Source organism: Actinokineospora spheciospongiae (genome assembly GCF_000564855.1).
Taxonomy (GTDB): Bacteria; Actinomycetota; Actinomycetes; order Mycobacteriales; family Pseudonocardiaceae; genus Actinokineospora; species Actinokineospora spheciospongiae.
This window is the reverse complement of the sequence record NZ_AYXG01000058.1, coordinates 1-1,470: the sequence shown is the minus strand read 5'-3', so window position 1 is coordinate 1,470 and position 1,470 is coordinate 1. Positions and strand designations below refer to the sequence as shown.

Below are 1,470 nucleotides of genomic sequence, written 5' to 3'. Positions count from 1 at the left end.
GAGCTTGGTGATCAGCTCGCGCACGGCGTCGCGGGACACCGGCAGTGACACACCAGGCCGCTTGCTGTCCCGGACGGCCGAGAGGTCCTGCCGCAGTTCGACACAGTCCCCTGCGTTGCCCGAACGAGAAGACCTACGCCACTCCATGATCCGAATCCGGATACAGTACATGGGACTCGGGAATATGGTAGGTGGGAAACTGTTGCCCCAGCCAATAGGGGTCGAAGGCCACGCCGGTCTGTTGTTCCATGAGCGCGAGACAAGTTTGGCGCACCACTGCCGTTTCCGGCTCAGAACCGATTGCCCATGGCGGACGAATCTCACCTGATTCTTGACTCGGCGCGATGGGGTAGAGCATTTCGAACCGTGCCGTGATCACACCATCTATCGCTTCGGTGACGAGACCGAACGCGTTGACGTTCCAGTACACGCTGAAGAAGTGTCCACCTCCGGCCGAGCACCGTCGGGCCACCTCCGGGTGGCTCCCACTCCACCCGTTGTTCTCGACAGTCACGACGTGGTGGTTGTGCTCGAACACTTGGACGTGGTGTCGGAGTGTGAGCGGGTCTTGACCTTGCAGGCCACCCAACTGGCCGAAGCTGTGGTCGCCGAGCAGGCTGTCTCCCCGGGCGCCGTAGACGGCAGCCACGTCTGCGGTGGTCTTGTCAGAGATCACTGCGACGGCCCACGCCTCGACCTCTTTCACCCAAGCGTATTTGCGTACCAAGTCGTCAAATGGAGCGTCCCCTTCTAGCACAGCCCTTTGTCCTTTGCGATGTCTGTTCCCGAGAACGCCTCTGTCGCTATCTGGTCAAGATGAACGATGACAACGAGGAACCGCTGACCGTCTTTAGGATATTGGGCGCCGTACATTCCACCTTGACAACTGTTCTCCCGACCGGGCACCTCCTCGGTACGCGCACCTCCCCCACCTTCACTTGTTGACGCCATGGGGTATTCGTCGCACTGTCCACCGTATTTTTTCGAGAAGCTGCGCGGGCATGCAATGCGGCGGTTCTCGTCCTGCTTGGCCCTGTTCATGGTGAGGACCCCGGGGCGGCCGGACTCCCAGGCGAGTTGGGTGTTCCGCGCGATGAAGGGGATCTTGTTGGCGTCGACGAGGAGGACATGCAGGTCTCCGCACCACCTGTCGGCCAACATCTGGGGTGTTTCACACTGTTTGGCGTCCGACTCGGCGGCGGTGGCGACCATCACCCGTGAGTCGCCCTCACCGAGGATCGTCCTCCCGCCACCGGTGAACAGGCCGGTCATGGTGTCGACCACCTTGTCACCGCCGAACACGGCCACGGCTGCAACCAGGATGATCACCGGCAGCAGTGCGCCACCCTTGGTGCGTGTCGCCATCTGCCCCTCGTTCCTGTTCTCAGGTGACGCCCTCCGGTGCCCCCGCCGTTGGGCGGGGGCACCGGAGGGGGCTAGCGGGCGAGCTTGGTGATCAGCTCGCGCACG

At 62.5% G+C, this 1,470-nt stretch carries 3 protein-coding genes; all 3 read right to left on the bottom strand.

All coding sequences use genetic code 11. The features are described 5' to 3' along the window. The coding region (locus tag UO65_RS34425; protein ID WP_324608957.1) for a DUF397 domain-containing protein at positions 1 to 147 on the bottom strand (147 nt) is incomplete at its 3' end. Beyond that, positions 134 to 706, bottom strand: coding sequence for a hypothetical protein (locus UO65_RS35655; protein WP_152552013.1), 573 nt, complete (start codon positions 704 to 706; stop codon positions 134 to 136). The genes UO65_RS34425 and UO65_RS35655, both read right to left, overlap by 14 nt. Positions 707 to 750: 44 nt before the next feature. Beyond that, the gene (locus tag UO65_RS07960) at positions 751 to 1,365 is read right to left on the bottom strand and encodes a NucA/NucB deoxyribonuclease domain-containing protein (protein ID WP_035280124.1); all 615 of its coding nucleotides are present in this window, start codon (positions 1,363 to 1,365) and stop codon (positions 751 to 753) included. Positions 1,366 to 1,470: the final 105 nt, after the last annotated feature.